The sequence below is a fragment of the Cellulomonas sp. P4_A2 genome (genome assembly GCF_056402515.1).
The window spans coordinates 16531-41489 of sequence record NZ_JBFUHG010000017.1; the positions used below are offsets into that span (position 1 = coordinate 16531).

The window sequence follows — 24959 nt, forward strand, 5'->3', positions numbered from 1 at the left end:
ACGATGCTGCGCTACCCCACCGAGGCCCTGTGGCAGGAGATCGCGTTCCTCGCGTACCACCTGCACTGGCCGCTGAACGAGCTGCTCGACCTCGAGCACCTGGACCGGGTCCGGATGGTGCGCGCCGTGTCGGCAATGAACGCTCGAGCGTGGGAGGCGGTGAGAGAGAGTGCCTGAGGAGCCGTTGGGTGGTGACGCGCCCGTCGCCGCCAACTTCGTTTTCGAGGTGGACGGCGTCGAGATCGGCGCGTTCAAGGAGATCAGCGGGCTGCAGCTCACCGTCTCCGAGCACGAGTACGTCGAGGGCGGCCAGAACCAGTACCCCCACAAGTTCCCGGGGGTCATCCGCTGGCCGCACCTCGTGTTCAAGCGCGGCCTGGTGAACTCCGACGCGCTGTTCTCCTGGGTGGGCAAGTCCTCCGGCGAGGGCTTCGCGGCCGCGCAGAACAAGGTCACGCGCTCCACCGGCGCGGTGACCGTCCTGGGCAACAACGGTGAGCGCCTGCGCTCCTGGGAGTTCGAGGGCGTGTTCGCCGTCGCGTGGAGCGGTCCGACGCTGAGCGCCGACCTGGTCGACGCCCTGTCCGAGACCCTCGAGGTCGCGCACAACGGGTTCCGGGCGAAGACCCTGTGAGCCTGACGCCCCCGTCCGACGACGACCCGCGCACGCGCCTGGGCCGCTCGATCGGTGTGCGCATGCGCCGGCCCGGACCGACGCTCGGCCACCTGCGCCCTGCCCGCATCGGCTCCGTCGCGTCGTCGTCGGTCCGCTTCTCCGAGGGCTGGGGGCGCTCCGTCGCCGTCCGCCGCTCCCTCGTCGGCCCCGCCGCCTCCATCTCGGTGGGGACCGGGCCCGCGAACGTCGCGCCGCCGCGCTGGTGGTCCGACGTGTCCGCGGTGCGCTCCACCCACGAGCCGGTGCCCGCGCCCGAGGCGCGACGCGGCCTGCCGCGGATGCTCGAGCGCGTGCCGGACCAGTCCTCGTACCGCCCGGGCGGCTCCACGCAGCGCCTGGCACCCCAGACGATCCCCGTCCGCGTCGCCGAGGACGTGCGCGCGAGCGGGAAGATGACGATGAACTCGGACTCGCGGGTGATGCGCTCGCACGTCGCCGCACGAACGGCAGATCCCCCAGCACGCCCGGGGAACGACGGGGGGTCCGGACGAGCGTCGTCCGCCGTGACCGGTGACCGGACTCCCTCTGCCGCGACGCTCTCCTCCCGCCCTGTTCCTCCCTCCTCTCCCCTGCCCGGCGCAGGACCGCGCAACGCTCCCGCGCCGTCGAGTCGGCTCCTGCGTCGACGCGCCCTCGCGACGGCCACCGCCGACGCCCGTCGAGCCGCCGCCGCGCCCGCCCCTTCCCGGACGTCCGCCCCGGCCGCTGCCCGGCCCGCCGCCTCGGCCGTCCGCGCGTCCGGCACCACGGGCTCGACCTCCGTCGTGGGCGCCTCGAGCTCGGGCTTGCCGACGAACATCGCGCCGTCGGCCTCGACGGTCGCCCCGATCCGGCGGTCGCCGGTCGACACCTCGGCCGCACCCGCGCGCGCGGTGTCCGCACCGGCAACCGTTTCTGTGCCTGCGCCGAACCCGACGCACGGCACTCCTTCGGCCTCGACGGCCACACCTCCTGCCGGCGCAGCCCCGACCCCGACCGTCCCGAGCGGAGCCGCCGCTCCGGTCTCGTCGGCCCACCTCGCCGCGACGCCGCCGTCCGTCACGACGAGCAGCCCGTCCGGTCCGGTCATCGCCCGATCGTCGGCGGCACCCACCGGGACGGTGTCCTCGTCGGCTGCGTCGAGCGGGCTGCCCTCCGCGACGACGCCGCCCGGGCTCCCCGCCGGCTCCTCGAGCACGCCCGGTTCGCCGGCCGTCCCCGGTTCGTCGGCCTCGTCGTCGGTCCCGGCGGGTTCGCCTGCCTCGTCGGTGGCGGCCGGTTCGTCGGTCCCGTCGGTCGCCGCCGGATCGCCGGCCTCGTCGGCCTCTCCCAGCCCATCGGCCACCTCGTCCGACGGCGGCGGTTCCTCGGACGCGACGACCGGCGCCGCCGGAGCGGCCGCGGCGGCCGGGGCGTCGACGCCAAGCATGTCGATGTTCGCGGGCCCGCTCGGGGCGTCCGCGGACGGGCCGATGCAGGCCTCCGCCCACCGCCCGCTGGCCAGCGCGATCCGGCGCACGCTCGCACGCCCGCTGTTCCGACCGAACGGCACGCTGAACGACCCGACCCTCCGCGTGCGCCGCTCGGTCGCGCCGACGTCGGCCGCGGTCGCCGCCGTCGCGGCGGACTCGGCTGCGGCGTCCGCGGCTTCCGCGGCGGCTGCCGCCTCGTCGGCGATCTCGCGGTCCGCATCGGCGCCGGCGCGTCCGGTCCCGGCTACCTCGGGATCCGCGAGCTCGAGCTCCGCGACCTCGGGCCCCGCACCCTCGGGGTCTGCGACCTCGGGCTCGCTCGCTGCGGCCTCGGCCTCCGGCACCCCGTCCCGGCCGGCCGCCACTCCCCCGTCCTCGGCGGCGACCGCTCCCGGCGCGTCGGCAGCGGCAGTCGCGCCGGCGCCGGCAGGTACCGCGGCATCGGCCTCGGCCGCACCCTCAGGTTCCGCGCCCGGGTCGACCGGCTCCCTGTCGTCGAGCTCGCCTGCTCGGCCGGCATCCTCGGTCCCCGCCGCGTCCGCCGCCGCGCCTTCTGCAACCAGCTCGTCCTCGTCGCCGAGCACATCGGCGGCAGCCGCGACGGGCCCGGCGTCGCCCACGACCGTGCGCCGGTCGCTCGTCGGGTCGCACCCGGCCTCGTCGACCGGTGCCGCAGCGTCGTCGGCCTCGACCCACGCCGGCGGTCTCGCGCCCGACGTCGGCATCGACCTCACGGGGTCGGGAAGCGACACCGGCCTGACCGGGTACCTGCCCGGCACCGGTCACCGCCGCAGCGGGCACGCCCGCACGCGCCGCTCGTGGCGCGGGCTGGGCATCGAGGGCAGCACGGTCCGACGCGCCACGCGCGTGCCGGGCAGCTCGTCGCCGATCTCGGTCGGCGACCACCGCGGCAGCTTCGCCCCGCCCACCGGCGCCGCGGCCGTGTACGCGGCGGCCCAGCGTTCCGCCGCGACCGCCGGCACCTCCGCCGCCTGGACCCCGGGCACGGCCCCGTCGACCGGCGCACCGGTCGCCCAGCGGGCCGAGCTCGCCGGGCCCGGGCACGCCCTGCGCATGATGTCGCCGGTGACCGTCCGCACGGCGGGCGCGGCCGGCACCGGCTCGACCTCGATCCTGTCCGCCTCCGCGCCCGTGCGCCGACGGGCCACGGCGACGAGCGCGAGCCCGAGCCCGAGCCCGAGCCCGAGCCCGAGCACGAGCACGAGCGCTGCAGGCCCGGGCGCCGCGGCCCGAGGAAGCGCGGGCTCGACCGCAGCCTCGACGACCGGCGGTTCCACGATCCCGAACGCCCCCGGCTCGCGGACGGCCGCCGGCTCGTCCTGGTCGAACGGCGTCCCGACGATGAGCCGCGCGGGCGGGGCGGCACCCGGGGTCCCGACCGTCGGCCTCCCGCCGGGCGCAGCGGTCCGCCGCTCGACGTCGGGTGGCAAGGGCGATGCCGGAACGCACTCCACCGCGACCCGTCGCGGGCCCGGCGCCACCGGATGGGCACCGAGCACGGCCGCGACCGGCTGGGCGTCCGCGATCGGCGGGCTCAACGCGCCGCCTCCGCCCCGACCGGCCAGCGGCAGCAACCCGCCGCGGCTGCCGGAGGCGTGGAACGTGCTGCCGCCGCGGACCGTCGTGCGGCGCTCCCCCTCCACGCAAGGGCCGCCCGTGCCGAGCTCGGCAGCCGCGAACGCCCTGGCCACCCGGACCTCCGGGGGCTCACGCACCGCACCGTCCGGCTCCGGCACACCCGCCGGACCCATGACCTTCGGCGCTCCCGCCGGCACGCCGCACGTCGTGCGACGCTTCTTCGGAGAAGGGGAGGGGGGACGTGACATGAGCATGGACCTCGACTTCGCCCAGTTCGACAACTCGCACGTCGACAAGACGATCGGCGTCGGCGCGCTCGGCAGCCATGACGTCGGCACCGGCGGTCCGGACGCCTGGCTCGATGCCGACGGCTTCCGCTGGGCCGTGATGCGGATCATCGACGAGCGCCTGCGTGAAGAGACCGAGCGCCGCGCGTGGCGTCGAGGGACGGAGGTGTTCTGATGCCCACCCCGCCGCCCGCCGCACCGCCGGCGACCCCGTCGAGCCAGAAGGCGTTCCTGGAGACCGAGGACGGCACACGCGTCTCCTGCCTGTTCAACCCGGCGCAGCTCAAGATCAGCCGGAGCAACACCTGGGCCGGAGCCGCACTGCCCGGACGTGGTGTGAGCCGCCTGCGCTACACCGGTGCGAACTCGGGCGTCCTGCGGGTGGACCTGTTCTTCGACACCACCGACACGGGCACGGACGTCAGCGTCCACACCGGCAAGATCGTCTCGCTCATGGACGTCGACCCGGCGCTGCCCGGCACCGACGAGTCCAAGCACAGCCAGCGCCCGCCCTACGTGACGTTCCACTGGGGTGACCTCCACTCGTTCAAGGCGGTCATCGCCCAGCTCGAGCTCACCTACACCTACTTCTCGAGCACGGGCATGCCGCTGCGCGCGACGATGGCCCTCGTCCTGCGCCAGTACGAGGAGTCCCAGGCGTTCGGCAAGCAGAACCCGACGTCCGGGACGCCGCGACCGCACCGCGTGCACCGGGTACAGCCGGGCGAGACGCTCGACCGGATCTCCGCGCAGTACTACGGCGACTCGACCCGGTGGCGCACGCTCGCGTCCGCCAACTCCATCGCCGACCCGCTCGCCCTCAAGCCCGGCGCGCTGCTGACGATCCCGAAGCTCGACTCATGACGAGCCCGATGCTCGAGTCGGACGCCATCGTCCGGATCGATATCAAGTCCGACGGCCAGGCGGTCCCCGAGACCCTCCAGCTCAGGCGGGTCCGCGTGCACCGGGGCCTGCGCACGATCGGCCGTGCCACGCTGACGTACATCGACGACGCCTTCACCGTCGTCGCGTCCGGCAAGTTCAACATCGGCAAGAGCATCTCGATCGAGGCCGGGTACGGCGACAAGACGGACCCCGCGTTCGAGGGCAAGGTCACCTCCGTCACCAGCGAGCTGGACTCGTACGGCGGGCTCAGCCTGACCGTGGTGGTGCAGGACGGCGCCTACGAGCTGCTCCGCAACACCGACGTCGAGTCGTTCACCGACATGTCGCTCAAGGACATCGTGTCCCAGCTCGTGCAGACCGCGGGCCTGAGCCTCGGGACGATCGACCTGCCGACGACCCCTGTGAAGTACGTGCTGCGCAACGACACCGCGCTGGGCATGATCGACGAGATCGCCGAGCGCACCGGGTGCGACTGGAGCATCCTCGGCACCACGTTCTCGATGTGGTCCGCGGCCACCGGGAGCGCACCCGGCGCCCAGCCCGTCTCCATCACGATGGGGATGGACGTCATGTCGTTCTCGGCGCGGCAGGTCGGCGACGGCGCCACCTCGGTCACCGTGCGCGGGTGGGACCCGGTCGCGCAGTCCGCGGTGGTCGGCACCGCCCAGACGCCGACGTCGCGCGCCGGCTTCGACGCGACCACGGGCGGGGGCACCACGTACACGCGGGTCGACGCCCGGGCGGCGACCACGTCGCAGACGGAGGCCACGACCGCCGCGAAGGCGCTCGCCGCGCGCACCGGACGCGTCACCGCGGAGGGCGAGTGCCAGTACACGGCCCTGCTCGTCCCCGGGGGCCGGCTGACGGTCAACGGCGCCGGCCCGTCGAACGGGAACTACTACATCCGCGAGGTCGACAACACGTGGATGGACGGCAACGCCGTCTCGCGGTTCGTCGCCGGCGACCGCGACCCGGTGCAGCTGTCGGACCCGTGGGAGAAGTCCTCGCCCGTGTCGAGCTTCCGGCGCAGCGGGCTCGCCGTCGGGATCGTCGACAACGTCAAGGACCCGGACGGCGTCGGCCGCGTGCGCGTCTCGCTGAGCACCGCGTCCGACCAGCTCTCCAGCGCGTGGGCGCGCGTGCTCGCCATCGGCGCGGGCGCGAACCGCGGCCAGGTCGTCATCCCCGAGGTCGGCGACGAGGTGCTCATCGGCTTCGAGGACGACGACGTCACGCGCCCGGTGGTGCTCGGGGGCCTCTACGGCAACAAGTCGACGACGCCGACGGCGGGCGCCGTCGACGCCAACGGCGCCGTGGTGACCCGCGCCCTGACGTCGCGCCTCGGGCACACGCTGACCATGAGCGACGGCACGACGCCCGCCACCCAGCACGTGCAGCTGGCCCTGGCCGGGCTCGAGCACTCGCTGCGGATCGGCAAGGACCGCGCCGACCTCAAGGTTCCCGCCGGCGTCCCGCTGAAGATCGCCGTGGGGTCGTCGTCCATCGAGTTCGACGGCAACGGCGCCATCACGATCGACGCCACCAAGATCACGATCAAGGCCACGACGAAGGTCGCGATCAGCGGCGCGGACGTCGAGGCGACCGCGACCACCGGGCTCAAGCTGCAGGGCACGCAAGCCTCGCTCAAGGGCACCGGGATGGCGACGGTCGAGGCGAGCGGCGTCCTGGAGGTCAAGGGGGCGATGGTGAAGATCAATTGAGCGAGGTCACCACCACCGGCGCGCAGACGCCGGACTTCGTCGGCCGAGGCTTCGCCTGGCCGATGGGAGTGGACCACACGGGCTCCATCGCACTCACGGCCCAGGGCGGTGACCTGGAGGACTCGATCCGCATGGTCCTGCTCACGGCGCCCGGCGAGCGGCTCATGCGACCGCAGTTCGGCTGCCGCATCTGGGACCTGCTGTTCGAACCCGTCAACGCCAACCTGATCGGCCTGATCAGCCAGGCCGTGCGCGACGCGCTCGCGCAGTGGGAGCCGCGGATCGAGGTCGACGAGGTGACGCCCGTGCAGGACGACACCAGCTCCGGCCTGGTCCGGATCGGCATCGCCTACCGGATCCGCGCGACCAACGACCGGCGCAACCTGGTCTACCCCTTCTACGTGATCCCCCGCGAGGACGTCTGATGCCGCTCGACCCGCCGAACCTCGACGACCGCACCTTCCAGGACATCGTCGACGAGACCAAGCGCCTGATCCCCCGGTTCACGCCGGAGTGGACCAACCACAACGTCTCCGACCCCGGCGTCGCGCTGATCGAGCTTTTCGCCTGGGTCAGCGAGATGGTGCTGTACCGCGTGAACCAGGTGCCCGACCGCATGTACGTCGAGTTCCTCAACCTGGTGGGCATCGAGCCCTTCCCGCCGGCCGTGGCGCACACCGACCTCACGTTCTGGCTGTCCGCACCGGCCGAGCGCATCGTGCGCGTGCCCACCGGCACCGAGGTGTCCACGGCGCTCGGCGACGCCGACGCCATCGTGTTCAGCACGTCGGCCGAGGGTGTCGTCGGCCCCCCGAAGCTCGTCGCGGCCTACACGTCCGACGCCGAGCTCGTCGCGACGAACGACGTCTGGGACGACCTGACGCTCCCCGGCCAGTCGGCGAAGTGCTTCCCGTCCGACCCGCTGGTGGAGGGCGACGCGCTCTACTTGGGCACCCGTGAGTCCCTCGCCGGCTATGCGGTGCGCCTCGACCTCGCGGCGCGCGCCGAGGGCATCGGCGTCGACCCGCTGAACGCGCCGATCGTCTGGGAGGCGTGGAACGGGGCCGCCTGGGTCCGCGCGCTCGTCGAGTCCGACGGCACCGGCGGCCTGAACAAGCCCGGCTCGGTGGTGCTCCTGGTGCCCGAGCAGCACGAGCCGCTCATGCTCGGCGGCACGCTCGCGCACTGGCTGCGCGTCAAGCTGTTGCGGCCCCAGCCGGGTCAGCCGACCTACCAGGCGTCGCCGCGGATCGCGTCCATCGCGCTGCACGCCATCGGCATCACCGTGCCCGCCGAGCACGCCCGCGCCGAGCCCGCCGAGATGCTGGGCCGCTCCACGGGCGTCGCCGGGCAGACCTTCCAGGTGTCGGTCGCGCCCGTGGCCGAGCGGCGTGGCGACGAGCACGTGTTCGTCGTCGACCGTCGCGGCACGCAGATCTGGACCGAGGTCCCGGACTTCTCCGCGTCCGGAGAGAACGACCTGCACGTCGTCTGGGACTCGAACACCGGCGAGGTGCGGTTCGGGCCGACGATCCGGCACCCCTCCGGCACGCTGCGCCAGCACGGCGCGATCCCGCGCGACGGGGCCGAGATCCGGGTGTCCGGGTACCGCACGGGCGGCGGGAACTCGGGGAACGTGGGCGTGCGCACGCTGACGGCGCTGCGCACCGCGCTCCCGTTCATCGCGTCCGTCACCAACCTGGTGCCGGCCAAGGGCGGTGTCGACGCCGAGACCGCCGCCGAGGCCAAGGTCCGCGGCCCGCTGACCCTGCGCACCGGCCAGCGCGCCGTGACCGCGTCGGACTTCGAGGCGATCGCCCGGCAGGCGTCCATCGAGGTCGCCCGCGCCCGCTGCCTGCCCGCGACCCAGACGGGCTCGTCGGTGGTCCGCGTCCTCGTCGTGCCCGCGCTGCGCTCCGACCCGCGCACGCACAAGCTCGACGACTTCGCGCTCCAGCCCGAGCTGTTCGACGCGGTGAAGAAGGCCCTCAACGAGCGCCGGATGGTCGGCGTGCCGCTCGAGCTCGGCACGCCGTTCTACCAGGGCGTGAGCGTCGCCGCGCTGATCCGGACGCTGCCCGGACGCCCCGCCGCGATGGTCCGCCAGCGCGTGGTCGACCAGCTGACCCGGTACGTGCACCCGCTGACCGGCGGCGCCGACGGTGCCGGCTGGCCGTTCGACGCGTCCCTGACGTCGGGCGCCGTGACCCAGGTGATCGAGGCCGTCGAGGGCGTCCTGGCCGTCGACGAGCTCCAGCTGTTCGAGTACGACCTGCGCACCGGGCGACGCATCGGCGGCGGGCGCGAGTCCATCCCGCTGGCCAAGTACGCCCTGTTCCTGTCGGCGGACCACAAGGTGGTCGTGCGATGAGGCGTACGACCCTGAGGAACCCGGCATGAGCCGGCACGACGACTGGCTGCTCAACCAGCTCCCGGCCGGCATGCTCACGGAGGACTTCTTCGTGCGGTTCGTGCGCATCTTCCAGGAGCAGGCCGGCACGCTGCTGGCGCACGCCGACAACCTGCCCTACCTGGCCGACCGCACGATCACCCCGCTGGCCATGGTCCGCTGGATGTCGCAGTGGCTCGGCCTGTCCGGCATCGACGACTCGTTCTCCGACCCCGTGCAGCGGCGGATCCTCGCGACCGCCGGGGCCACGCTGCAGTGGCGCGGGACGACCAAGGGCCTGCGCCTGCTGCTCGAGCTGTTCTCGGGCGGCCCCGTGACGGTCAGCGAGGGTGGCGGCGTCTTCGAGCGCGGCACCGCGCCGGTCGGCCCTGCGTGGGTGGTCATGGAGGTACAGTCCACCGGGCTGCTGGAGGAGACCGACTTCCTCCGCCTGGTGCTGGACGAGGTGCCGGCGCACGTGCACGCTGAGATCTGGGTCGGGGAGCGCCGCGCGTGGCCCCTGCCCGAACGCATCGCCGAGGGAGTGGCGTCATGACGGATGTGCTCGGACAGCCGGCCGGGACGCAGGCGGGCGACCCGTCCGACTCGCTCGTCCTCGCGTGCCCCGAGTGCGGCACCGTCTCGGCCGTCCACGCCGACCGCCGCCTCGCCAGCGACTTCTGCCCGACGTGCGACTACCCGCTGTTCTGGGCCCGTCCGTCGTCGGGCGCCGGTCTCGGGGACGGCTCGTCGGACGACGCCCTGCGCCGCGCCCCCGGCGCCTCCGGCAACGCGCTCTCCGCGACGCTCGCCTGCCCGGCGTGCGCCGAGCTCAACGTGCCCGGCGCCCGCAACTGCGTCCGCTGCGGCTCCCTCATGGACCCGCCTCCGCCGCCCCCCGAGCCACCGCTCCCGGAGCCGGTGCCCGCGCCGGTGATCATCACGCAGACGGTCACGGAGCCCTGCGATCACCCGCCGACGTGGCTCGTCGTGCTCTGCACGGCCATCGTCTCGGTCGGGCTCACCCTGATGTTCGTCTGGATGGTCTGAGGTCCCGACCGCCGGGTGTCACGGCACGACGACGCTGATGTTCGCGCTGTTCGAGTCGGCGTAGACGCCGGAGCCGTTCAGGTTCGCGTGCACCGAGGTCGTGCCGGTCGGCGCGGTCCAGGTGCACGTCGCCGTACCGCCGCTGACGGCCACGTTCCCGCAGCCCCCGATCGGCGTGTTTGTCCCGGTGAAGAACGCGACCGTCCCGGTCGCCGCCGTGGGGGTGACCGTCGCGGTCAGCACGTTGGCGGCGAACGCCACGGTGGTGGTCGTGGGCGTCTGCACCGTGACGGTGATGTTCCCGCTGGTCGACGGGCCCCAGACGCCACCCCCCGAGTAGGTCACGCGCAACGTCACGGCGCCGGTACCCCACGCTGCGTCGGCCACGGCGGTCAGCGTCTGGTTGCTGCCCGTGGCGGTCGCTGACGAGCCGACGTCCGTCCACACGTCGGGACCGGTGGACGTCCGGCGCTGCAGCTGCACGGTCCCGACGTTCGGGTTGCTGCCCGTGGCCGTCACCTGCGTCGTCACCGAGACCGTGGCACCCGTGCTCACGGTCTGGTTCGCCGGGGAGGCGGACGTGGCACTGCCGCGGCCCGCGACGTCGAGCGTGACCAGCTGGTAGGTGGCCCCCGAGGCGACCGCACCCCCGGAGACGTTCACCGAGAAGCCGCCCGTCGTCGCGCCCGTGACCGTCGCACCCGTGGCAGGCACGAAGACCACGGAGTCGCCGCCACCGACGAACACGACGACATCCGTGCCCGCTCCACCCTGCGTGACGGTGGCGGTCACCGTCGTCGGTGCGCCGGTGGCGGACGTCGTCGCGCGCAGGGCGATCTGGGTCTCGGTGACCGTCACCGCGGCGTTCACGGCGCCCGTACCGGTCGAGGGCACGTTCACCGACCCGGTGGTGGAGCCCAGGTGGCCCGACGGACCGGACACCGTGATCCCCCAGGTGCCGGCCGCCACCTGGTTGAACGTCGTGCGGAAGGTGTTCGCGCCGGCCGCGGTGCGGACCACCGGCTGGGCTGCGGGCGGAGCGGTGCCACCGGTCAGAGCGACGAGCGCGCCGGAGAGGTCGGTGCCGTTGGCCGACGTCACCGTCACGACGACCTGCCGCGTGACGTCCTGCAGCACGAGGTCGACGACGAGACCCTGACCAGGCAGGACGGTGACGGTGCGCGTGGCCCCGAGGCCGTTGTCCGTCGTCGACAGGGTGTAGCTGCCGGGGACGACGGACGGGAACTTGTACTGCCCGTTGGCGTCGGACACGTTCGTCACGGCCGTGCCGCTGGCCGGCGTGAGCGTCACCGTCGCGCCCGTGACGGGGGTCGTGCCGCCGCCCGCGGCCTGGTGCAGGACGACTCCCTGGATCGAGCCGGCGGGCGTCGTGATCGGGACGGTGACCGACTTGGTCTCGCCGGGGGCGACCGCCACCGGGAGCGTGAGCGGGGAGTAGGCGCCACCCGAGATGTTCAGGTTGTACGTCAGCGGCAGGACGTCGTTGAACTCGTAGAGACCGTCGGTGCCCGGGCAGCCGCCGGCCGTGCTCCCGGGCACGCAGCTCGGCGCCAGGGTGACGTTGTTCAGCGCGTCGCGGTAGGTGATCTGCATGGTCAGGCCGTTGACGGGGTTGGCCCCGGCGACCGCGAACACCCGCAGCGCGCCCTTCTGCGCGACCATCTGGATCGGCGCCACCGGGACCTCGAGCGAGGCCGGGTTCGTGAAGTCCGGATCCGGGACGGTGGCCGAGCCGGTGCCGTTCGCGTGGCCCGGCGCGGTCGTCGTGATGCTCCACGTGCCGCCGACGAGCCCGTCGTTCACGGTCGTGCCGGTGATCCGGTAGGAGCCGTCGGCGCCGGTCGTCGCGGGGAACGACTGCCCGTTGCGGGTCGCGGTGACCGACGCCCCCGGCAGCGCCTCGGTCCAGCCCGCGGTCAGCTGCGACTCGACGATGCCGTTGAGGGCGCCGAGCTTGACCATCGGCACCTGCTGCGCCTGGACCGCGGTCTGCCCGGGTGAGACGTTCACCGACGAGGTCAGCGCGCGATACCCGGGGGCTCGCACGTCGATGGGGTACGACCCGGTGGGCAGGTCGCCGAAGTCGACGAAGCTGTCGCCCGGGTGGGCCTCGATGCGCTGCGTCACGCCGCCCTGGAGAGTGATCGTCATGATCGTGCCCTGGACGGGGGTCGTGAAGTCCTGCGCGGTGATCGCGGACACCCGCAGGAAGCCGAACCGCTTCAACGTGAACGTGATCGGGTCCATGGCCTGGCCGGGCTGGACGACGAAGGAGATCTCCGCGGTGTCGTAGCCGGGCAGGGAGGCGGCCACCGTGTACGAGCCGGGGCGGATGAGCCGGGCGCCGTTGAGCGCGGGGTCGGTGCCTTGGGCGGAGTCGGACCACACGACCGTCGGGACGGTGCCGACCATCCGTGCGGTCAGCGACAGCTGCCCGACGCCGGGCGGTGCGGCGCGGACGTCGAAGCGCACCTTGTCGAGCGTCGTCGTGGTGTCGGCCAGGCTCAGGGTCGGGTCGAAGGCGACCGAGCCCTTGAACGACGTGCCCAGCGGCGACAGCGTGATCGTCTGCAGCGCGCTGGTCGGCACGTCGGTGGCCGAGTACGCCTGGTAGCCGTTCGCGGTCACGCGCACGTCGACCCGCGCCTCGACGAGCGCGAGGTTGGTCGCCGAGCCGTCGGTCGGGCAGCCCGTCGTCGTGGTGCAGACCGTGAAGTCGCCGTTGCTCGTCGTCGTCGCGGGCGGCGTGCTCGTGGTCCGCAGCGGCGAGAGCCCGTTGAACCCGGTGGTCCCCGTGACCTCGACGTGCGCTCCGCCGACGGGCGACGAGACGCCCGACGACAGCTGGCTCACGACGCGTCCGGCCACGTTGGAGACCGGCGTGGTGATGACGAGCTGAGCGGAGACCTCCTGGTTCAGCCCGACCGTGATGTTGGCGAGGGAGGCGCCCGGGCTGCCGTTCGAGGGATTGGCCGTGACGGTGTAGACGCCCTGCGCCAACCCACGCACCTGTGCCAGCCCGCTCGCGTTCGTCGTCGGCGGTGTCGGTGGGGTCAGCTGCGCGGCCGGGCTGGTGACGATCGTCGCGTTCTGCTCCGGCAGGACCTGCGACGTGCCGTCGGAGCGCATCACGGTCACCGACAGCACACCGAGCCGGTCGAGGATCGCGTCGAACCGTCGCGACGACCCCGGCACCAGCGCGACCGTCCCGCGCTCGGGTGCGATGTACTCGCTGTTCGCCGGCGGGACGACCCAGACGTCGTAGGTGCCGGAGGTCAGTCGGTTGACGCTGTAGGACCCGTTGATCCCGATGAAGCTGCACGCGGCACCAGTGACGACGCACCGGGTCGCATCGGCCGGGTCGGGCCCGCACGGAGCGGTCGGCCGGGTCGATCCCGGTCCGGGCACGGCGATCACGCAGGTGGTGCTCGGCACCGCGCCGACATGCGCCTGGACCGTGCCGACGACGGACGGGGACTGCTCGAGCGCGACGGTCGTGGCCTCGACCACCTGCCCCATGGGCACGGTGACGTTGACGTGCCCGGGTTCGTAGCCCGGGGCGGCGATCGTGAGGCGGTAGAGGCCGGGCAGGAGGCCCGACGAGAGCGCCGGGTTGGGGAACTGGTAGTCGGTGTCCGGGTCGGCGCGCACCTCGATGGGGGTCGTCGTGCCCGTCTCGTCCTTGGTGACGCCCGTGACCGTGACCTCACAGGTCTCGCCGGGGAAGATGTTCGGGCAGGTGATCTGACCGCCGGTCGACGCGTCGCGCACCCCGCCGCGGATGAACGACGTGGCGGTGAGGCCACCGCCCGGCGTCGGGACGAGGACGAGGTCCGCCGTCGCCGAGCCGCCGCTGACGACGGCGACCTGGGTGGACGCGGGGTCGTGCGCGAACACCACGGCCGTGAGCACGTACTGGCCGGGCGCGATCCCGCTGAACCGGAACGTGCCCGTGGCGTCGGACGCGGACATCGTCTTGTAGGTCCCTGCCGGTCCGTCCAGGACGAGCCCGGCCCCGGCCACGCCCGTGCCGTCCGGCTCGGTCACCGTGCCCTGGACCGTGCCGCCGGTGCTGGTCATCGAGATGTCGAGCGGGGAGACGCCGGCGGACGTGAGGTCGATCTGCCGCGTCTGGGTGGCGTAGCCGTCGCCCGAGATCGTCAGCGTGTACGACGCCGGGACGGGCAGGTCCGGCAGGACGAACGTCCCGGCGCGGTCACCGGTGACGGTCGTCGCGGTGCGCGTGTTCTCCCCGGCGGTCGCGGTGACGGTCAGCCCGCCCAGCCCGCCGAACCCGCCGAGCGAGTCGATACCGCGGACCGTCCCGGACAGCGTGGCGACCCCGGGTCGCAGGGCCAGGTTGACCGTGCGTGTGGCCGCCGCGCCGAGGGTCACCAGTGCCGACTCCGCGCCGAGCTTTTCGCCGCTCGCCGTGACCAGGTAGGTGCTCGGGGTCGAGAGGCCGTCGACCTCCCAGTAGCCGACCCGTCCGCTCGTCGCGCTGCGTGTGGTGACGGTCGTGGTCCCGTCGGACAGGGTCACCTCGACGCCGCCGACGGCGCCCGACGGGCCGCTGATCAGGCCGGACATGGTGCCCTTGCCCGGGACCATCGCGACCTTCATCGACGCGGCCGCGGCCTGGGCGCCCGTGACGAGGAACCGCTGCGTCTGGAAGCCGGGCTTGGCCAGCACGATCAGGTAGCGCGCGGTGGGCGACAGGTCGGCGAACGCCCACGTGCCGTCCTCCTGGGTGGTCGTGCTGCGGCGCTGGGAGATCTCGTCCGTGCGCTCGACGGGCAGGCTGGTGCCCAGGACCTTGCCGGCGCTGGACGGCTCCTTCTTGGCGACCACCCGGTCCGCCAGTGCGGCGGCCAGTGCACGCTCCGGGTGCACGAGCGTCGCCACCGAACCCTCCAGGCCCGAGGCCGTCGACGGCGGGGTCGTCGTGTCGTCCGCCGGAGGCGCTGCCAGGGCGGACGCCGGCTGGACGGCGACCGTGACGCCGGCCGGGGCCGAGCCGGTCACGATGCCGGAGACCCGGACGCCCGGAGCCGCGTCGGCGTCACCGGTCCCGGGCGCCGTCCCAGCGTCGCCGTCGCCGTCGCCCTGGGTCCCGCCCCCGCCCTGGGTACCGTCCGTGCCCGTCGTCGGCGGCTGGCTCGGGGCGGTCGCGGTCTTGTCGCTCTTGTCCGACGAGAACTGGTCCGACACCCACGGCAGCACGGCCAGGACGCCGGCGATCCACAGCACGGCCACCATCGTCACGGCGACGAAGCGCAGCAGCGCGGGCGTGAGCACGGCGCGCAGCGACACGGTCCCGTCGAACCGCTGGGGCGCCCGGGCCCCGGTCGCGGTGACGTGGAACGCGGTCCGGCGCGCGTGTCCGACGAACTTCGGGCGCCTGGCCCGCACGCTGCCGGGGATGCGGACGGTCTGGTGCGGCCCGATGTCGAGGTCGCCGTCGCCGAGGTCGACGTCGAGCTCGGGGTCGGACGTGGCGTCGAGGCGGACGCGGACGGGCTGGTCGCCGGTGTTGGCCAGGACGACCTGGACCTTGCGGCGCCGCAGCGCCTGGGAGTCGGCCGGCTCGACGGTCAGGACCAGGTCGCTGACGCCGTCGACGCGCAGCGAGCCGTCCGCGAGCGTGGTGGCCGCCGGGACACCGGGCGCGTGGCGCGCCTCGACCGTGACGACGAAGGGGTAGTCACCGGCGGCGGCACCGACGGGCGGCGTGAGCGTCAGCTCGACGGTGGCGGTCGCGTCCGCGGGGACGTTCGGGACGGCGACCGGGATGGGCAGCCAGGACCCCTCGAGACCGACGGCCGAGACGGTGAAGTCCTGCGTCGTTCCGGAGATGTTGCGCGCGTGCACCCGCAGGACGGCGGCCTGTCCGGCGGACGCGTGCGAGCCCGGCTCGACGAGCACGCTCGGCGAGCCCTGCGCGGTGCGTTGCGGGGCGACGGCCACGGCCGGGTCCTTTCGAGGGTTCTTGATGGTTGTCGGCCTGTCACGGGCCCGGGCTGAGGTTCGAGGTCAGTTCGTGACCTGTGAATCTGCGGCTGTCAGGGTGGCGTGATGTCGAGGGTGACCTCGAGCTGCTCGCTCGCCGCGATCGTCACGGGCGGGGACGTCACGAGGACCGACCCGTTGGGCGAGCTGCGGACCTCGAGGATGTAGTGCTCGGGGGCGTCCACGTCGTCCAGCTGGTACAGCCCCTCCTCGTCGGTCGTGGTCGTCGCGACGGGCGGCGCGGCCGTCCCGTACTGCGAGGCGAGGTACAGCGCGACGGTGCGCCCGGCGGCAGGGACCTCCTGGTTCGTCGTCACCCGGCCGAAGATCCGCGCCGGCGCCACGAGCACCGGGCTGAGGATCTTGTCCTGCGACGCGGACAGGATCACGATCGTCGACGTCGGCCTCGTGCCGGCGCGCGAGAAGGTCACCGTGTACGTCCCGGGCGGCAGGGCCTCGACGATGTACCGGCCCACCTGCGACGTGGGCGTCGACGCGGTGGTCACCGTGCGCTGCGTGATCCCGGAGCTGACGGTCACGGTGACGTTGCCGACGGGGACGGCCGTGCCGGTGGTGCCGGCCTGGCTGACGACGCCCGAGATGCTCGCGTCGGCGGCCCGCATGGTCGCGTTGACCTGGGTCGCGCTCGGCGCCCCGGACGTCACGTTGCCGAACCCGTCGACACCCACCGAGAGCACCTGCGACTCGAGGTCGGCGCGCGAGAACGTGACCGTGTAGGTGCTCGGCACGCGCAGGCCCGTGACCTCCCAGTGCCCCGCCGGCGCCGTGGACTGGGTGACGGTCTGGGCAGTGACCGCACCGTCGGTGACCGTCACCGTGACGCCGGCCGGGTTGCCGCCCGGGACCGAGACCTGACCCGCCAGGGTCGCCTGGTCACGACCGAGCACCACGGAGACCCCGGTGAGCTGCTGCGCGGCGGTGAGCGTGAGGTTGAGCGTCGCGGGCGAGTAGCCGTCGGCCGACACGACGACCGTGTAGGTGCCGGGCGTCGGCAGCCCGCGCAGCACGAACGAGCCCACCGCGTCCTGCGTGAGGGAGACGGTCTCGACCGTGATCTGCCCGGTCGTCGCGACGACGGTCGCGCCGCCCACGGGCCCGTCGAACCCGGAGACCGTCCCGGCGATCGACCCGTCGCCGGTCAGCAGCGACAGCACGACACCGGTGCGGTCCTCACCGGCGCCGACGTCCACGCGCTGGACCGTGCTGGCGAACCCGGCCTTGGAGACGACCAGGTCGTAGAGCGCCGGCGACGGCAGACCCTCGACCTGGAACGTCCCGTCGGCCCCGATGGGGACGGTGCGAACCACGGCACCCGAGCCGACGGGCGGCGGGGCCTCGTCGGGCTCGGGCGTCACCGAACCGGCGAGCGGCGGGCTGTCGAGCGGCATCTCGACGGTCAGCGTCGCGCCCGCGACGTCGTCGCCGACCACGGTCCCCGCGATCGTCGCAGGCACGCCACCGACGACGACGGTGAGCCCGGAGACGGTCTGGCCCGCGGTCACGGTGATCGCCGTCGCGTCCGCCTGGGTGGCCGACGCGGCGTACCAGACCTCCGTCAGGCCGGCGCCGGTGACGCGCAGCGTGTACTCCCCCGCCGGGAGGCGCAGGATCGAGAACGTCCCGTCGTTCACGGTCGCGGTGGTGACGAACGGGTCCGACGGGTCGTCCGAGGTGAACAGGGCGACGCTGACGTTGGGCACGGGCGCGCCGGTCGACAGGTCGATCACCGTGCCGCTGATCGCGCTGGTGCCCGTCTGCGCCGCGGCCTGCCGGGCCTGCGCCACCTGCAGCGCGAGGTCGCGGTCCGCGGCCGAGCGGCCGACCACCGAGCTGAGCGCCAGGGTGATGATCACCGCGAAGAGCGTGAGCGCGAGCAGCAGGCCGAGCAGGCCGAGCAGCCCGCGCGAGAGCCGGGACTTCTGGATGAAGACGCCCGCGGCGGCCGGCGGTGCCTCCGGCGACGCCGGCGTCGCGGTGCTGTCGACGCGCAGCTCGAACGGCCGCAGGATCGGGTCGCCGACCCACGGGCGCTTCGCCGACGTCTCCAGCGCGACCGACGCGCTCTCGCCGGGCGACAGGCTGAACGTGGGCGGGGCGAACGTGTAGGTGGTCTTGGCCTCGGGGTCGCTGGCGACGAGGCTGCCGTGCTGGACGGTGTTTCCCTCGTTGAGGACGAGCACCGTGAACGCGGCGGCCTTGCCGGCGGTGACGGTGGTCGGTTCGAGCTTCACCGAGGTCCGCGGCTGCGCGGGGACGTCGAGCGTGACGTCCTCGATGGCGATCGCCGCCTCGTCGGTGACGTCGCGCACCTGGATGGCCACGCGCCGCTCGCCCGCCGGCACCCCGACCGGCAGCGTGATCATCACGGCGACCGACACCGACTCGCCGGGGAACAGGCGCGGCGACGGGTCCTCGATCTCCACCCACGACGGGTCCGCGCCCAGCACCCGCAGCACGTACCCGGCGATGACGTCGGACGCGTTGGTGACCACGACGCCCAGCAGGGTCGGGATGCCGGGGGTCGCGGTCGCGCGCTGGGGCTCGACGTTCAGGCGCATGGGTCAGGGACCGCCGATCGGCAGGTCCTGGGTCGCGACGGCACCCGACCTGATGGTCACCACGGCCGTCGAGACGACCGCACCGCCCGTCGTCACCGAGAGTGTGTACGTGCCGGCCGGCAGGTCGGCCAGCAGGTACGTGCCCGCGCCGAGCGGACCTGCCGCGGTCGAGGTGGTCGACCGCGTGATCACGCCGTCGGTCGCCTGGACGGTCGCCGAGGCCACGCCCACGCCGTTCTGGTCGGTCACCCGACCCGTCACCGACCCGAGCGCCGACGACAGCGTGACCGTCACGGGTGCGGTCGGTCCGGACTCGGTGAGCGTCACCGGCACGCTCGCCGGCGTGTAGCCGGTCTTGCTGAACGTCAACGTGACCGACCCGGGGTTCAGGCCCGTGAGCGTGAACGTGCCGACCGCTCCGGAGGTCAGGGTGGTGGTGCTGAGCGTGGTCGCGGAACCGCCGGCGGTGACGGTGACGCCTCCCAGCCCGGCGCCCGAGGAGTCCAGCACCGTGCCCGTCACCACGCCGGCGCCGCCGGACATGACGATGTTCAGGTCGCCGCGGATCTCCCCGGCGCGCAGGTCCACCACCACGGTGCGGGTGCTGAAGCCGACCTTGGTGAACGTCAGGACGTAGGTGGCCGGGGTCGGCAGGTTCGGCAGCACGAACTGGCCCACCTGCCCGACGGTCGGGGTGCCGACGACGAGCTCCTTGCCGTTCGAGGTCGTGCTCACCTGCACGCCGCCGAGCGGGCTGCGGCCGTCGGTGACCATCCCCGAGATCTGCCCCGTGCCTGCACCGAGCCGCACGTCGAGAGAGAACCGGTTCTGCCCACCGAGCACGCGCTCGGTGACCGTGGAGGGCTGGTACCCCTCGGCGACGAAGCTGAGCTCGTAGGTGCCCGGCGCGGGCAGGCCGCTGAACACGTACGCGCCGGAGGCGTCGGCCGTCGTCGTGTAGACCGTCGCGGGGTCCGCGCCGTCCCACGCCGGCTTCGCGGTCACCGTGACCGCGACGACGCCGGGCGCCTCGCCCGTGTCCACGTTCCCGTTGATCGACGCCGGCAGCCCGGTGATCGGCATGTTCACGCCGGCCTTCACCTGCTGGGCGGGCGCGCTGACCGGCGTGGAGCCCTGCGGGGTCGTCGAGCCGCCGTAGTACGCGGTCTCGTAGCCGTCGGCGCTGACCCGGATGATGTAGCTGCCAGGGAACACGCCCGCCATCGAGTAGGTGCCGTCGGCCTGCGTCGCCGCCGACGAGACCACGACGAGCCCCTCGGTCGGCGACTCGCGCAGCGCGTCGACCGTGATCCGTCCGACGCCCTGGTCGTCGGACGCACCCGTGACCACGCCCGTGATCGTCGCGCCGACGCCGGCCGGCACCGGCCCGTCCTTGGCCAGCGCGCCCGCGGGCGGACCGTTGGGGCTCTCGTCGGTCCCGGTCGTCCCGTCCTCGCTGACGGTGGCCGCGAAGAACGACGCCGGCGCGACCTTGGTGAACGGGTCCGTGCCGAACACCTGCTGCATGCCGAGCAGGAACGCGAGCGCCCAGGCGGCCAGGATCGCGAGCAGGATCAGCGCGGTGAGCAGCCCGCGGCTGATCGTCGAGCGCTGCCGCAGGACGAGCTCGACCTCGGCCTGCGTGTCCGTGGCCAGCGCGGCGACCTTGAGCGGCCGGTCGCGGTCCGAGCCGAGCAGCTGGCGCGGCCCCTTGACCAGGACGGTGCTGGACGTGGACGCACCCGGCACCACCGAGAGCGTCGACGGGGTCAGGGTGGTGCGCAGCGTGCGGTCGCTGTCGACCGCCCGCAGGGCGACGTCGAGCGGCACGTTCCCGTCGTTGCGAACGTCGACCGTGAACGCCGCGCGGCCTCGCGTGCGCACGCGCGACGGCGTCGCCGTGAGCGCGAGGTGGGGGTGCGGCGGAACGACGAGGTCGAGGTCGTGGAACGCCTCGGTCGCACCCGGCGCGCTGCCGGTGATCACCAGCGTCACGGGGTAGGTGCCGGCGGGGAACGCCTCCGGCAGCGCGAGCGTCATGGTCAGCGCCCCGGACGCCTCCGGGAACAGGGCGAGCGCGGTCGGCTCGGAGCGGAAGAGGTCGTCGGGAAGCCCGATCACCCGGACCGAGAGCGACTCGATGACGGCCGAGGTGTTGATGACCTCGAGGGGCACGACGCCGCTCCCGCCGGGCGGCACGTCGAGCCGCTCGACCGTGCTGCTGACTCTCACGGACGCAGGCCCGCCGGCATGGGGACGGCCGTGCCGACGACGGAGGTGACCTGCGGTGCCTCGGTCTCCCAGTCGTAGGCGTCCGCCGCGACGGTCACCAGGAGCGTGAACGAGGCCTTGAGCGTCCCGCCCAGGCCGCCCCAGACGTCGCGCGGCCGCACCTTCTCGTCCTCGGCGAGCGAGAGCTGGACCGAGGACTGCAGGGCCGGGGAGGCGTGCTGGGCGGGCAGGACCTGGTGCGCGAGCAGGCGGGTCAGCGCGTCACCGAGCAGCAGGTGCTCGTCACGGGTCGAACCGGCCCACGCGCTGACCATGTACGACAGCTCGACCATCGGCAGAGCATGACGTCGCTCGGCGACCCCTGCGGCGTTCGTCCGCAGCGCGGGACCACGGTTCGGCTGGCTGCTGCGCGAGACCCCGTACAGGAAGAGGTTGACGGTCAGGCGGTTGACCTGCGCCGACCACGTGGTGCTGGGCGAGTCGAACGAGATGTCCCCCTGCTCGACCGGCAGCGGGAGCGTGCTGCGCAGGAGCTTCTCCAGACCGTCCTCGACCGCTGGGATCAGCACGCACTGCCTCCTCGAGCGATTGCGGGTATCGGGCGTGCAGGAACCGGTTCACGCCCACGTGCTCTCGCGCGCGCGACCCTGCGCCCGGATACCGGCAGGACATCCGCAGGCTATGCAGGGCGGCCTGCGGGGAGCATCGGTAATCGCTACCGATGTTGATCCTGTGCGTGTGCGGGGGTCAGCCCTCGAGGGTCTTCATGGCCCCCGGGTTGAGGATCTGGATCACCCCGCCGAAGGCGCAGTTGCACATCGCGCCCATGGTGAGCGCCGGTTTTCCGCCGATCAGCGTCTGGGCCGCCGGCGGCGCCCACGGTGCGACGACGGTCGGCATGCACGGCATCGGCGTCAGCACCCCGAGGGCCGCCGCCGTCGCCGCCGCCACGGTCGGGTTGGCCAGGCTGGTGCACATGCCGAAGGGCGGGATGTTGGCCCCCGGCAGGATGTCGGTGATCGTCGCCGCCGGCTTGCCCTCGATCAGCACACGGCTGATCGGGATGACGTTGAGCGTGGACGGTGCCAGCCCGAAGCTGCACTGCAGGGTCGCGGTCGCGACCGCGGCGGGCTTGCCCATGGTTCCCCCTCGCTACATGCCGGAGTCGGCGACGGACTTCGTGAGCGTCTGGCCGGTGGTGGTGACGAAGCAGATCACCGTCGAGTCGCTGTCCTGCTGCCAGCTGCGCGCCGACGGCACCAGGTACGTGAAGAACAGGCTCGAGTCGCGGTAGTCGACGCCCACGTAGCCCTGGAACTCCTCGGCGCACGAGCCGTCGGCGAACGACTTCAGCGCGGCGTCGCCGGGGAAGGTGTCGGGCGTCTTGTCGGTGCCCGGGTCGGTGTAGGTGAGCAGCGCGTACGACTCCTGCTGGTGCGGCGTCTCGCACGTCACGCGGTTCAGGTCGGTCAGCTCGACCGTGATCTCCTCGGGTGCGAGGAAGCAGTCGCCGATCTTGACGTCGAACACGGAGGTCGAGGTCGCCTTGTCGTCGTTCCGGTCGAAGAACGAGCACCCCGAGACGACGAGCGCCACGACGACCGCGAGCACGCCGAGGCTTGCCGAGCGCCTCACGAGCGACACCACGCACGGACCTCCACCCTGCGAGCGGTCAGGGGCGACCGCGGGTGCAGCCTAACCAGCAGCCCTGGGCGCCCCCATCCGTAGTCGCTGCGCAACTTCGGCCCGATCGCGCGACGCATGGCAGGATCGCGGGATGACGACGGAGCAGGCAGCGCCTCAGGGGGCGCCCGACGTGACGAGCAACGCCGACGAGACCCGGCTGTGGGTCGAGCGCACGGGCGTGCGCCGCTACACCGGGCGGAACTCGCGGGGCGCCGAGGTGCTCATCGGAAGCGTCGGCGACGAGGCCGCGTTCAGCCCCGGGGAGCTGCTGAAGATCGCGCTCGCCGGCTGCAGCGGGCTCGCGTCCGACTCGGCGCTGCGTCACCGGCTCGGCGACGACGTCGACGTGACCATCAACGTGTCGGGCATGAGCGACGACGACGAGGACCGCTACCCCGCGTTCCTCGAGGAGCTCGTCGTGGACCTCAGCGCGCTCGACGCGACCGCCCGCGAGCGCCTGCTGACGGTCGTGCACCGCGCGATCGAGTCGCACTGCACCGTCGGGCGCACGCTCGAGGCCGGCGCGACCGTGCAGCTGACCGTCACCGGGGAGCGCTGAGCGCATGCCGGGCGTCGTCGACGCGGCTCTCGCCAAGGCGGTGACCATCCCGTCCTCGACCATCCACGCCCACGTGGCGTCCCTGCGCCGACGCAACCCCGAGGCGAAGCCGGAGCAGATCATCCGGCTGCTCGAGAAGGAGTACCTGCGGGTCGTGCAGAGCACCGGCGGTGCGGTCGGCGCCGTCGCAGCGGCGCCCGCGGTCGGCACCGGCGTCGCCCTCGCCCTCACCGCCAGCGACATCGCCACGTTCTTCGGTGCCTCCGCGGCGTTCGCGCTGGCCGTCGCGTCCGTGCACGGCATCGAGGTCGAGGACGCGGACCGGCGCACCGCCCTGCTGCTGACCACGATCCTCGGCGAGAACAAGGCCGTGATCGTCGCCGACGGGGCCGAGCTGACCTCGGTGAGCGTCGCGCGCGCCCTGCTGACGCGGATGCCGATGGCCACGGTGCGCAAGGTGAACACCACCATGACCCGCCGGTTCGTCCGCACGCAGGTGGGCAAGCAGACCGGCTTGGCGATCGGCCGCATCATCCCGTTCGGCATCGGCATCGTCATCGGTGTGGCCGGTGCCCGCGGGCTCGGGCGCACGGTGATCGACGGCGCGCGCAAGGCCTTCGGGCCCCCGCCCGCCCAGTTCGCGCGCGTGTTCGAGATCGCGGGTCCCGACGACGTGCCGGTGATCCTCCCGGCGCAGCGCCGCCTGCCGTCCGGGCTGCGCGGTCGCAAGGCCCGCCGCGCCCTGACCGCCGTCCCGGACCAGTCCCCGGCGCCGTCGGCCGAGGACCTCTAGCTCACCACCGCTGGTGCACGAGGGGCCTGATCCGTCCGTCGTACACGCCGCGCAGCCCGTCCAGGGTCTCCTCGTCGATCCGGGGCTGCTCGGCCGCCGCGGCGTTGGCCCGCGCCTGCTCCGGGCTGCGCGCGCCGGGGATCACCGTCGAGACGCCCGGCTGGTCGACGACCCACCGCAGGGCCAGCTGCGCGGTCGTGGATCCCGGGGGCGTCAGCGACGCCACCTCGCGCGCGGCCTGGACACCGACCTCGAACGGCACGCCGGCGAACGTCTCCCCCACGTCGAAGGCGTCGCCGTTGCGGTTGTACGAGCGGTGGTCGTCGGCGGCGAACTGCGTGTGCTCGTCGTACTTGCCGCTCAGCAGCCCGCTGGCCAGGGGGACGCGCGCGATGATGCCGACGCCGTGCCGCACGGCGAGCGGCAGCACCTCCTCCAGCGGCTTGCGACGGAACACGTTGAGGATGATCTGCACCGTCGCCACGTGCGGCCGGACGATCGCGTCGAGCGCCTCGTCGACGGTCTCCACCGAGACCCCGTACGCCGCGATCCGCCTCTCCTGCACGAGGGTGTCCAGGGCGTCATAGGTGGACTCGCGGCGGTAGACCTCGCTCGGCGGGCAGTGCAGCTGGACCAGGTCGAGCGTCTCGACACCGAGGTTCGCCCGCGAGCGGTCCGTCCAGGCGCGGAAGGCGTCGAGCGTGTAGGCGTCGGCGGTGTGCGGGTCGGCGCGGCGGCCCATCTTCGTCGCGACGGTCAGGCCGGCCGCGGCCGCACCGGACTCGGCGCGGAACCGGCCGATCAGCCGTTCGGAGCGGCCGTCGCCGTAGACGTCGGCGGTGTCGAGGAACGTCACGCCCGCGTCGACGGCGGCGGAGAGGACCCCGAGAGCCACGTCGTCGTCCACGGACCCCCAGTCCGCACCCAGCTGCCAGCACCCCAGGCCGACCACGCCGACCGACCGACCCGTACGCCCCAGCTGCCTGCTCTCCATGCCGCCG

At 73.4% G+C, this 24959-nt stretch carries 18 protein-coding genes; 11 read left to right on the forward strand and 7 right to left on the reverse strand.

The window, feature by feature from the left end:
• The first annotated feature begins 3 nt into the window (after positions 1 to 3).
• From AC1DUE_RS15445 to AC1DUE_RS15485, 9 genes are read left to right on the forward strand one after another with little or no spacing between them, the layout of a single operon-like run.
• Positions 4 to 177 carry a DUF6760 family protein gene (locus tag AC1DUE_RS15445; protein WP_196804605.1) on the forward strand — a complete coding sequence of 58 codons (174 nt, stop codon included), beginning with the start codon at positions 4 to 6 and terminating at the stop codon, positions 175 to 177.
• On the forward strand, positions 170 to 634 hold the full coding sequence (locus AC1DUE_RS15450; protein ID WP_477040299.1) for a phage tail protein: 465 nt from the start codon (positions 170 to 172) through the stop codon (positions 632 to 634). The genes AC1DUE_RS15445 and AC1DUE_RS15450 overlap by 8 nt, the downstream gene beginning before the upstream one ends.
• A complete protein-coding gene (locus tag AC1DUE_RS15455) occupies positions 631 to 4188 on the forward strand; it encodes a hypothetical protein (protein ID WP_477040300.1) in 3558 nt (1185 codons plus the stop codon). The genes AC1DUE_RS15450 and AC1DUE_RS15455 overlap by 4 nt, the downstream gene beginning before the upstream one ends.
• Positions 4188 to 4877, forward strand: coding sequence for a CIS tube protein (locus tag AC1DUE_RS15460; RefSeq protein WP_477040301.1), 690 nt, complete (start codon positions 4188 to 4190; stop codon positions 4875 to 4877). Before AC1DUE_RS15455 ends, AC1DUE_RS15460 begins: the two co-directional genes overlap by 1 nt.
• Positions 4874 to 6640: a phage baseplate assembly protein V gene (locus tag AC1DUE_RS15465; RefSeq protein ID WP_477040302.1), complete on the forward strand. Its 1767-nt coding sequence runs from the start codon at positions 4874 to 4876 to the stop codon at positions 6638 to 6640. The genes AC1DUE_RS15460 and AC1DUE_RS15465 overlap by 4 nt, the downstream gene beginning before the upstream one ends.
• Positions 6637 to 7065 (forward strand): GPW/gp25 family protein, encoded by a 429-nt coding sequence (locus tag AC1DUE_RS15470; protein ID WP_477040303.1) that lies wholly within the window; start codon positions 6637 to 6639, stop codon positions 7063 to 7065. The genes AC1DUE_RS15465 and AC1DUE_RS15470 overlap by 4 nt, the downstream gene beginning before the upstream one ends.
• Positions 7065 to 9011, forward strand: a complete 1947-nt coding sequence (locus AC1DUE_RS15475; protein WP_477040304.1) for a putative baseplate assembly protein — start codon at positions 7065 to 7067, stop codon at positions 9009 to 9011. The genes AC1DUE_RS15470 and AC1DUE_RS15475 overlap by 1 nt, the downstream gene beginning before the upstream one ends.
• Before the next feature lie 25 nt (positions 9012 to 9036).
• Entirely contained in the window at positions 9037 to 9585 is a 549-nt protein-coding gene (locus tag AC1DUE_RS15480; protein WP_477040305.1) for a phage tail protein, read from the forward strand.
• Positions 9582 to 10079, forward strand: a complete 498-nt coding sequence (locus tag AC1DUE_RS15485) for a hypothetical protein (RefSeq protein WP_477040306.1) — start codon at positions 9582 to 9584, stop codon at positions 10077 to 10079. The genes AC1DUE_RS15480 and AC1DUE_RS15485 overlap by 4 nt, the downstream gene beginning before the upstream one ends.
• A gap of 18 nt (positions 10080 to 10097) precedes the next feature.
• Here AC1DUE_RS15485 and AC1DUE_RS15490 read toward each other — a convergent pair whose 3' ends face one another.
• The 6 genes from AC1DUE_RS15490 to AC1DUE_RS15515 form a co-directional block, all read right to left on the reverse strand.
• A complete protein-coding gene (locus tag AC1DUE_RS15490; protein ID WP_477040307.1) occupies positions 10098 to 16067 on the reverse strand; it encodes a carboxypeptidase regulatory-like domain-containing protein in 5970 nt (1989 codons plus the stop codon).
• A gap of 95 nt (positions 16068 to 16162) precedes the next feature.
• Positions 16163 to 18688, reverse strand: coding sequence for a carboxypeptidase regulatory-like domain-containing protein (locus AC1DUE_RS15495; RefSeq protein WP_477040308.1), 2526 nt, complete (start codon positions 18686 to 18688; stop codon positions 16163 to 16165).
• 3 nt (positions 18689 to 18691) lie between these two features.
• Positions 18692 to 20920, reverse strand: a complete 2229-nt coding sequence (locus tag AC1DUE_RS15500) for a carboxypeptidase regulatory-like domain-containing protein (protein WP_477040309.1) — start codon at positions 20918 to 20920, stop codon at positions 18692 to 18694.
• Positions 20917 to 21489 (reverse strand): Pvc16 family protein, encoded by a 573-nt coding sequence (locus AC1DUE_RS15505; protein WP_477040310.1) that lies wholly within the window; start codon positions 21487 to 21489, stop codon positions 20917 to 20919. The genes AC1DUE_RS15500 and AC1DUE_RS15505 overlap by 4 nt, the downstream gene beginning before the upstream one ends.
• Before the next feature lie 178 nt (positions 21490 to 21667).
• On the reverse strand, positions 21668 to 22060 hold the full coding sequence (locus AC1DUE_RS15510) for a DUF4280 domain-containing protein (protein WP_477040311.1): 393 nt from the start codon (positions 22058 to 22060) through the stop codon (positions 21668 to 21670).
• 12 nt (positions 22061 to 22072) lie between these two features.
• Positions 22073 to 22555: a septum formation family protein gene (locus tag AC1DUE_RS15515; RefSeq protein WP_477040312.1), complete on the reverse strand. Its 483-nt coding sequence runs from the start codon at positions 22553 to 22555 to the stop codon at positions 22073 to 22075.
• A gap of 142 nt (positions 22556 to 22697) precedes the next feature.
• Between AC1DUE_RS15515 and AC1DUE_RS15520 the strand changes: the two genes are divergently transcribed.
• Together AC1DUE_RS15520 and AC1DUE_RS15525 are read left to right on the forward strand one after the other, a co-directional pair.
• Entirely contained in the window at positions 22698 to 23165 is a 468-nt protein-coding gene (locus AC1DUE_RS15520) for an OsmC family protein (RefSeq protein WP_477040313.1), read from the forward strand.
• A gap of 4 nt (positions 23166 to 23169) precedes the next feature.
• The gene (locus tag AC1DUE_RS15525) at positions 23170 to 23958 is read left to right on the forward strand and encodes a hypothetical protein (protein ID WP_477040314.1); all 789 of its coding nucleotides are present in this window, start codon (positions 23170 to 23172) and stop codon (positions 23956 to 23958) included.
• Position 23959: 1 nt separating this feature from the next.
• Here AC1DUE_RS15525 and AC1DUE_RS15530 read toward each other — a convergent pair whose 3' ends face one another.
• Positions 23960 to 24952: an aldo/keto reductase gene (locus AC1DUE_RS15530; protein ID WP_477040315.1), complete on the reverse strand. Its 993-nt coding sequence runs from the start codon at positions 24950 to 24952 to the stop codon at positions 23960 to 23962.
• Positions 24953 to 24959 lie beyond the last annotated feature (7 nt).

What these genes read in the sequence shown, in the direction of transcription:
- AC1DUE_RS15445 (WP_196804605.1), top strand. Translation starts at nt 4, where the DNA reads ATGCTGCGCTACCCCACCGAGGCCCTGTGGCAGGAGATCGCGTTCCTC.
- AC1DUE_RS15460 (WP_477040301.1), top strand. Translation starts at nt 4,188, where the DNA reads ATGCCCACCCCGCCGCCCGCCGCACCGCCGGCGACCCCGTCGAGCCAG.
- AC1DUE_RS15465 (WP_477040302.1), top strand. Translation starts at nt 4,874, where the DNA reads ATGACGAGCCCGATGCTCGAGTCGGACGCCATCGTCCGGATCGATATC.
- AC1DUE_RS15475 (WP_477040304.1), top strand. Translation starts at nt 7,065, where the DNA reads ATGCCGCTCGACCCGCCGAACCTCGACGACCGCACCTTCCAGGACATC.
- AC1DUE_RS15480 (WP_477040305.1), top strand. Translation starts at nt 9,037, where the DNA reads ATGAGCCGGCACGACGACTGGCTGCTCAACCAGCTCCCGGCCGGCATG.
- AC1DUE_RS15485 (WP_477040306.1), top strand. Translation starts at nt 9,582, where the DNA reads ATGACGGATGTGCTCGGACAGCCGGCCGGGACGCAGGCGGGCGACCCG.
- AC1DUE_RS15495 (WP_477040308.1), bottom strand. Translation starts at nt 18,688, where the DNA reads ATGCGCCTGAACGTCGAGCCCCAGCGCGCGACCGCGACCCCCGGCATC.
- AC1DUE_RS15510 (WP_477040311.1), bottom strand. Translation starts at nt 22,060, where the DNA reads ATGGGCAAGCCCGCCGCGGTCGCGACCGCGACCCTGCAGTGCAGCTTC.
- AC1DUE_RS15520 (WP_477040313.1), top strand. Translation starts at nt 22,698, where the DNA reads ATGACGACGGAGCAGGCAGCGCCTCAGGGGGCGCCCGACGTGACGAGC.
- AC1DUE_RS15525 (WP_477040314.1), top strand. Translation starts at nt 23,170, where the DNA reads ATGCCGGGCGTCGTCGACGCGGCTCTCGCCAAGGCGGTGACCATCCCG.
- AC1DUE_RS15530 (WP_477040315.1), bottom strand. Translation starts at nt 24,952, where the DNA reads ATGGAGAGCAGGCAGCTGGGGCGTACGGGTCGGTCGGTCGGCGTGGTC.